Genomic DNA, 7,181 nt, shown 5'->3' with positions numbered 1-7,181 from the left:
ATCGCTTTGGCGTAGTCGCCGAGGGAATAGTAAGCAAGTCCCAGATTTCCCAAAGCTTTCCCCTCGCTTTGGCTGTCTTTAATTTCTCGGGCGATCGCCAACCACTGCTGAGTGTACTCTATCGCTTTGGCGTAGTCGCCGAGGGAATAGTAAGCAAGTCCCAGATTTCCCAAAGCTTTCCCCTCGCTTTGGCTGTCTTTAATTTCTCGGGCGATCGCCAACCACTGCTGAGTGTACTCTATCGCTTTGGCGTAGTCGCCGAGGGAAAGGTAAGCAATTCCCAGACTTCCCAAAGCGGCCCCCTCGCTTTGGCGGTCTTTTAGTTCCCTATAAATTATTAGTGCCTGTTGCCAAGACTGTAAAGCGGCTTGAAATTGACTAATCTGATACTGCTGAAGCCCTTGATTGAAAAGTCGTTCTGCTTCCGCTTTACGCTGAGCTTGGGTTTGAGCCAAGGCCTGAGAATTGATGATTTTAAATTGAGAGTTAGGGATAAACCGAAACTCACCTATAGTCAGCGCCGCTAAGATTGAGCTCAGTCCCGACAATCCTATTTTTTGCAGTTTCATAACTTTTGACAGGCCTCTGGTTTGAATATCCGCTTGACAAATCAAGATATTGCTAATGCGATTTGCACGACGCGGTTCTGTTGACTGTTGACTGTTGACTGTTGACTGTTGATAGTTGGTAGCGACCTCTACTTGGAAGGAAGAGGATTGGAGTAATGAATAGTCTTCTTTTAATTTCTTCCGATCAGGGTTCCGGCTTTAAACCAATTCTTTCTGGTAACAGTAACGCGAATGCTGGGAAAATTGCACCCGCAAGGGTTAATCGTTCGAGATCGATCTCGGCATTTAATTCTTAACAAAGGTGTTTTTGCGTCCGCCTCGGATTTGTTTGGCTGCAACCCTCCAGCAGTATAACAACCGACAGCCATTTGCATCTACATAATGCTGTCTAATATTAAAGCCCAAATCGAATTGCATGAGAATTGTCTGTCTTGATTTTCCTCCCCCTATCTACAGCAACACATTTGTAGCCGGAAAAGATATCATTAAGCGGTGCATCTATTTAGGACAAAACTTAATGGCTAACTCAACTCCAGAAACACCGCAACCAGACAAAAAAGAATTAGCTAACATCACAGCTAAACCTCAAGAACAACAAGAAGAACCGCCAAATAAGGGTGACGGGCGGAAATAGTCGATCGACATTCATCTCCCACGATATAAATCTCGAATTGCCTTAATATCGCCGACTTCTTTTTTTCTCAAAATCAGTGTTCTTCCCTACAATACCGGTTCCTATAAATTGGTATTCTGCCAGTAGTTTTTAGGTAATAAACAAACCCGATTTTTGCCAAAAACCGGGTTAGTTTGCTATTGACAAATTATTCCGTTTGTGTAGTGGGGTTTTTCGATCGCAAGTTCGGCTTTCCCGGCTTTCCACGGAGGCCGTTTAAAGAAACCACATCAGCCTCAGAACTCTCCCTCGCCACCCGAATCAGCAACCCCGACAACAACAAACTTGCCAACATCGAAGAGCCCCCATAACTAAAAAACGGCAGCGGCAAACCCGTAGTCGGCAAAACCCCCGTCGCCACCCCAATATTCAGCAGCGACTGTCCCACCATCACCACCATCACCCCAATCGCCACCAACTGACTCTCAATATTTCGAGCCTTCATCGCTACCCTCAAAGCCACAGTAGAGTAGGCCGCTAACATCAGCAATAGCGAGAAACCTCCCACCAAACCAAACTCCTCAGCAAACACAGCAAAAATAAAATCGCTGTACTGAATCGGCAAATAAAATAACTTTTGCTGCGACATCCCCAAACCCACACCCCAAATGCCCCCTGAACCGACAGCCAGGAGACTTTGAATCAACTGATAGCCGTCTTGCATCGGATCAGCCCAAGGATTGAGGAAAGACATAATCCGGCGGCGCTGATATTCCCTCAAACTAATACTTAAAACGGCTAAAAGCATTCCCCCCATAGCCGTTGCGCCCAACTGCAAGTAAGGCAATCCCGCCGCCAAAGCCACCAACCACAAAGTCATCCCGCACAAAGCCGTGGTACTTAAGTTCGGTTGCAACAAAATTCCCAAAAGCATTGCGCCGAAAATTAACAGCCAAGTTAAGCGAACTTTATTCGTCAACCGGGACCAGTTGCCGAAAATGCGGGCACTTTGGAGAACAAAAAACGGCTTGATCAATTCAGAAGGTTGAATAATCGGAACCGGGCCCAGAGATATCCAGCGAGTCGCCCCGTTGATTGTGGTTCCTACCCCCGGAACCAAGGTCAGCCACAGCAATCCCAGCAGCAACAAAACGCCTACCTGAGATGTTTTCAGCAGGTAGCGTAGGGGGGAGTATACCATCAAGTTAAAGCCGGCCAGCCCGATCGCCACTGCGATTAGCTGTCGTTTAAAATAATAAAGGCCGTCTCCAAATTCATAATTTGCAATGGGATAGGAAGCCGAAAACAATGCTGTCAGCCCGACAAACAGCCACAGAAAAGTCAGCCACCTCAGCCACCGGGCCTCAGCGGCCCATTGAGAGGCGCTGGGGTCAAAAAAGGGAATCAAGCGTCGAATGTCATTAGCCATATGATTTTAGAATGATCTCAATAAACTCTAACAAAGATGGCTAAAGTACCAGATTGGTTAATTTACGCATTAATCTGTTCGCTATTATATGGTTTGTGGGGATTTTTTGGCAATTTAGCAACTAAATATATTGACTACAAAACTGCTTTTGTTTATGAAGCAATTGGCGCTATTTTAACTACTTTATTTATTATTATCCAAACTAATAATTTTAGTTTTGAGGGAGATGTTAGGGGGATTTTGTTTGCCATGTTAGTTGGCGTTTGTGGCACTGTGGCATCATTAGTATTTTTTATAGCCCTTGGCAAAGGTGAAGTTGCCAATGTAGTGAGTGTTACGTCTATCTACCCGCTGATTACTATATTATTATCGACTTTATTCTTAAAAGAGGCTATTACATTACCACAAATGCTTGCTGTTTTGTTAGCGATAATCGCAGTTATACTTTCTGCTTATTGAAATATTTGTCAATGATGAGATTAAAAACGCTGGACATTATTCCTTATGCTATAACTATAACAAACAAAAAAGAGGTCGATCGCGACCTCTTACCCCTCTACTAATCCAGCTTCGGCTCTTAAAGTAAACCTGTATTAGCACCGGGCTTACCCGTAGCCAGTTGCACTTTAATAATTCTGCCGCCCATTTTCATAATTCTTTGCTGTTCCCGGAACCAGTTGTCGTAAGGAACGAGCTTAGTAAAATAGGTATTTTGCAATTCGCGCTGAGTGCGGATGCGAGTTTGACTTGGGACGCAAGCAGTCACCTTAAACATTCTCATGGGAAACTAACTCCTGAGTAGGTTTACAGATTATTAGATGGATTTTTTAAAGATTGAAGGCAGGGAGTTAGGAGTCAAAACTAGCTCGTTAAAACTCGTCGGGCTTTCTCGGCAAGCCTTTGACGGTCTAGCAATCACTCTCAACTTCCCTGACCTCTTTTCAAAGTCAAAGGTAACAAGTCCAAAGTAAAAAGTAAAAAGTTAAAAGAGGCAAGAAATAAATCTTCTTCCTTCTTCCGACTTCCATCGGACTGAAATCTGTTACATCTGTTACATTCGTTACATCCGTTACAGAATCCGTTGCCGAACTTCCTTCTTCCTTCTTTCTTCTTCCTGAGTCTTAGCTCAAGCCAGAGCAGATGTAGTCGAAATAGACGCCCATTTCTTTACCAGCGTCAGAACCGACCAAACCGGCGGTGACTTCTTTCATTGCTTGGATTGCTTGTACGGTAGAACCGATGGGCACGCCCAAGGAGTTGTAGGTTTCTTTCAAACCGTTGAGCACGCGCTCATCGAGGATGGAAGGGTCGCCAGCTAGCATAGCGTAGGTGGCATAGCGGAGGTAGTAGTCCAAGTCGCGGATGCAAGCTGCATAACGACGAGTGGTGTACATATTGCCGCCGGGACGAGTTACGTCAGAGTACAACAGAGACTTAGCAACTGCTTCTTTGACGATTGTGGCTGCATTAGCGCTGATGGCTGTAGCGGCGCGGACGCGCAGTTCGCCAGAAGCAAAGTAGTTCTTGAGCTTGTCTAGAGCGCTGATGTCCAGGTACTTACCTTGAACGTCAGAGGAATTGATAACGGCGGTAATTGCGTCTTGCATGGTTGTCTTGTTTCCTAGAAAGTGGCTGAGTCAGTCCAATTTTGGAGCTAGAATTTGGAATTTGGGATGTGGGATTTAAGATTTTTAAGTGGCTGGTTATTTGCAAAAGCTTTTAACTTGTTGCCGGCAACCCCCAATTTTTCAATCTAAAATCGAAAACCTAAAATCAAAATTCCTTACTGCATCGCACCGATAACGTAGTCGAAGTAAGAGGAAGCTTCGGAAGCATCTTCTCCAGACAGCAGCGAGCTTGCTGCATTTTTCATAGCGCGAACGCCTTCGGCGACGGCTTCAATCGGGGTGCCGAGAGATTTGTACATTTCGCGGACGCCGACAATACCGATTTCTTCGATCGGAGTAATGTCGCCAGCTACGATTCCGTAGGTAATCAAACGCAGGTAGTAGTCCATGTCGCGCAAGCAAGTTGCGGTCATTTCTTCGCCGTAAGCGTTGCCGCCGGGAGAAACAATATCAGGGCGCTTTTGGAAAAGTTGGTCGCCTGCTTGCTTGACGATGCGTTCGCGGGATTCGCTCAAAATTTGGGCGATGCGGACGCGGCGTTCACCAGAGGTGACGAAGCTTTTGATCCGATCTAATTCACCTGGGCTCAAGTAGCGAGCTTCGGCGTCTGCGTTGACGATTGATTTGGTGACGATACTCATCTTGTGTGTACCCGCTGGATATTTTGCTATATGAACTGCTCTGCGCTGAGCTAGCGAAAGCGGGCGCTTGTGTCCCGTATCTTTCCTGCTCAGGCAGGAGCTTTGACGGGGAAGGCTGGACTTTCCACACTCAGCAACTGTTGAAGTTGTTGGCGGTTGACTGCCTTCGGTGCTTAACGGCGCTTGTTCTTCACGCCGGTGCGGTTGTGAGTGCTCGCACTAAGCCTGTCGCTTACAATACCATAAATGACTGATGCGATCTTTAATTTATGATAAAGATTGCAGCAGGCCACTTAGTGGCGATCGAGTGACTATCGGGCAGTTAGTAAGGATATTGCTTCTCTGACACAACTACCTCTCGCAAGTATTTTGAGGCATTATGTTCACATTCTGAGTGTTACTGTAATAGTTTGTAACATTCCTTTTCATATTGGGGCCCTCGCTTGGGTGTTCTCCGTTAAAATTTCATAGTTAAAAAATTGCTAAAATTATCTGGCAACAAGGGTTACAGGCGATCGAGCATTGAGCGGGAATTGTGACGGGCGAGGGCGCGAGGTTCAAAGGCTTGGATCTGAGAGGGAGGGAAGCGGGAGATGGGGGGAGACAGCGGGGAGACAGGGGGAGATTTGCGATCGTCTCACATCTTGCACCATTCTGAATAAGTCTTGGACGGGCGGGATCTCTTGCCCAAGGCGTGTCAACTTAAGGTAAAACCGATAGTCCGTCAGGGGTTGAAACCCCTGGCGGGCTCCCGGGTGAGCGGGAGGACTGGCGGACTAAAAGCTTAAGTTGACACCAATGCTTCCTGCCCAACCCCTACTACTCATAAGAAAACTCAACTCTTTGTGTTTGTGGAACAGGCCGGAAAGCCTGTTCTCGATCGCGATGCCAGATATAAGATCATCGGAAATCCTAAGTTTCGAGCTTGTAGCTAGATTGGACTCTCACTTTAAATCTGGTGCGCCGTGAAAAGACATCTATCAGCCCTTAAAAAAGCTTTGCAGTTTGGGATTAGCGGTGCAGTCGGCGGTTTCGTCGGCAATCTAATCACCGAACCTTTCATGCAGCGACTCCCTGGTTCGGAATCTTTTTTTGACAGTGTATTGTCTACAGGTCGCTGGTTTGGATTGGTAGGCGGTGGTATTGCTACGGCTATCATGTTCGGCTATTATTACTATATCAAAGGCAAGCCTCAAATAAAACAGGCTTTAAAAAATGGCGGATTGTTTGGTTTAATGGCAGGAGCGATTTCTGGGGCGATCGCCGAAGGTATTTATAGCGGGATTGGCAACGGAGACAACGAATTATTACGAGTAATTTGCTGGGGAATAGCTGGCAGTTTGTTAGGACTGGGACTTGCACAGCGGATTCCTAATTTGGGAGCGCTTCGCGGCACGGGAGGTGGCGGTGTTGGAGGAGTTTTGGGCGGCTGTTTGTTTATTCTGTTTGCTTACAATCTATCCGGTACAGCAGGCCGTTTAGCTGGCTGTGCTGCGATCGGTTTTTGGATTGGCATTATGCTAGTTGTAGCCGAAACTTTGTTCAACAAAGCTTGGCTGGTAATTAGTTACGATACCGGAGCAAATCGCACTCTCACTCTGGGTTCCGAACCGGTGACTTTTGGTAGTGATGAAAATTTGTCTATTATCTGCATTCCTAATGTTTCACCCTTGGCAATGCGGTTTCAATTAGAAGCAGGTCAAATTGTTTGCGAGAATGTTGATAGCGGGGCGGTGAGTTATTTGCGATCGGGCGACCAAAAGAGAATCGGCAACTGTACAATTACAGTAGGAAACTCTGACTTGCCAGCCCCAACATGGGCAAATATTCCGCCTACCTTTATATCAGATCAGCCCGCAGTAAATTCTTTGACCAGCGGTCAAGTTTCTCTCAAATTAGGCAGTCGAGTTATTCCTCTGAGTGCGGGAACTCAACTATTCACTTCTGACATACCGAGTTTAACAGCCGCAGCATCTAACGGTCTTGTAGCTATAGTCACTTCTCGATCGAGAAACGAGCTTTCGTTAGGATTGACCAATTTGTGCGATCGCGCTTGGTGGGCTACAGACATTCAAGGCGATATAAAAATGGTAGAACCTGAAAGTACGCTAACTTTGGCGTTGGGAACTCAAATCGAATTCGGTGAAATTGACGGCGAAATTGTGTAAGTAAGTAGGTACAAACTTATCGAATAACATCATTTACAATCAGCCTTTCCTGGGCGGGCAGGATGCCCAACCCCTACTCCCCACAAGAAAATTTAGTCGGTGTGGAACGGGCATCTTGACCCTTCTTAAGGGG

General features: G+C 46.3%; 7 protein-coding genes. 2 read left to right on the top strand and 5 right to left on the bottom strand.

The genetic code is table 11. From position 1 onward, the window contains the following. Together QT979_RS02755 and QT979_RS02750 are read right to left on the bottom strand one after the other, a co-directional pair. A partial coding sequence (locus QT979_RS02755; RefSeq protein ID WP_333308018.1) for a tetratricopeptide repeat protein occupies nucleotides 1-569 on the bottom strand: 569 nt, incomplete at its 3' end. A gap of 821 nt (nucleotides 570-1,390) precedes the next feature. Beyond that, on the bottom strand, nucleotides 1,391-2,611 hold the full coding sequence (locus QT979_RS02750) for an FtsW/RodA/SpoVE family cell cycle protein (protein WP_333215613.1): 1,221 nt from the start codon (nucleotides 2,609-2,611) through the stop codon (nucleotides 1,391-1,393). A 36-nt stretch (nucleotides 2,612-2,647) separates the two neighbouring features. On the opposite strand from QT979_RS02750, the gene QT979_RS02745 reads away from it, so the two are divergent. Then, nucleotides 2,648-3,070, top strand: coding sequence for an EamA family transporter (locus tag QT979_RS02745; RefSeq protein ID WP_333215611.1), 423 nt, complete (start codon nucleotides 2,648-2,650; stop codon nucleotides 3,068-3,070). Between the two features lie 118 nt (nucleotides 3,071-3,188). Here the strand turns inward: QT979_RS02745 and QT979_RS02740 are convergent, their stop codons facing one another. From QT979_RS02740 to apcA, 3 genes are all read right to left on the bottom strand, one after another. Next, nucleotides 3,189-3,392, bottom strand: coding sequence for a phycobilisome linker polypeptide (locus tag QT979_RS02740; RefSeq protein WP_006634929.1), 204 nt, complete (start codon nucleotides 3,390-3,392; stop codon nucleotides 3,189-3,191). A 340-nt stretch (nucleotides 3,393-3,732) separates the two neighbouring features. Beyond that, entirely contained in the window at nucleotides 3,733-4,218 is a 486-nt protein-coding gene (gene apcB / locus QT979_RS02735) for an allophycocyanin subunit beta (protein ID WP_006634930.1), read from the bottom strand. Between the two features lie 176 nt (nucleotides 4,219-4,394). Further along, nucleotides 4,395-4,880, bottom strand: a complete 486-nt coding sequence (gene apcA / locus QT979_RS02730) for an allophycocyanin subunit alpha (protein ID WP_333036136.1) — start codon at nucleotides 4,878-4,880, stop codon at nucleotides 4,395-4,397. Nucleotides 4,881-5,845: 965 nt separating this feature from the next. Here apcA and QT979_RS02725 point away from each other — a divergent pair. Beyond that, nucleotides 5,846-7,048, top strand: coding sequence for a hypothetical protein (locus QT979_RS02725; protein ID WP_333308015.1), 1,203 nt, complete (start codon nucleotides 5,846-5,848; stop codon nucleotides 7,046-7,048). Nucleotides 7,049-7,181 lie beyond the last annotated feature (133 nt).

It is taken from the genome of Microcoleus sp. w2-18bC1, assembly GCF_036700365.1.
In the GTDB taxonomy this organism is placed as follows: Bacteria; Cyanobacteriota; Cyanobacteriia; order Cyanobacteriales; family Microcoleaceae; genus Microcoleus.
The sequence above is the reverse complement of the archived record's forward strand: the minus strand, read 5'-3'. Positions and strand labels throughout refer to the sequence as shown.